The sequence below is a fragment of the Neisseria sp. HMSC70E02 genome (assembly GCF_001838645.1).
GTDB classification, from domain to species: Bacteria; Pseudomonadota; Gammaproteobacteria; order Burkholderiales; family Neisseriaceae; genus Neisseria; species Neisseria macacae.
The window spans coordinates 1-389 of sequence record NZ_KV838141.1 but is presented as its reverse complement, the minus strand read 5'-3'; the positions used below and the strand labels follow the sequence as shown (position 1 = coordinate 389).

1 pseudogene is annotated in these 389 nt (G+C 58.4%); it reads right to left on the bottom strand.

The annotated features are described in order from the left end of the window. A pseudogene (locus HMPREF3277_RS12430) lies at positions 1–389 on the bottom strand (RHS repeat protein); the annotation flags it as partial.

Here is a 389-nt window from a genome sequence, read left to right as displayed (position 1 = left end):
CAGTCGGTAATGAGGTCGGGCTGGCGGTTTTCATTATAGTGATAAGCGGTGCTGCTGCCGTTCGGATCGGTTACCGACAGCAACAGGCCGTTGTCGGCGTATTCGAAACGGGTGGTATGTTTCAGCGGGTCGGTATGGGTCAGCAGGTTGCCCGCTTCGTCGTAGGTATAGCCGTCATAACGGCCTTCCGCATCGCTTTTACGGATCAGGCGGTAGCAGTCGTCATAGTCGAAATGTAGGATGGCGCCGTCGGGGCGGACGATGGTTTCAACCTGTCCCTCGTTGCTGTACTGATAGCGGGTAACGCGCCCCATCGCATCGGTGTGGCTAAGCAGACGGCCCAAACCGTCGCGTTCCATCAACACAGCGCTGCCGTCGGCAAACACCCG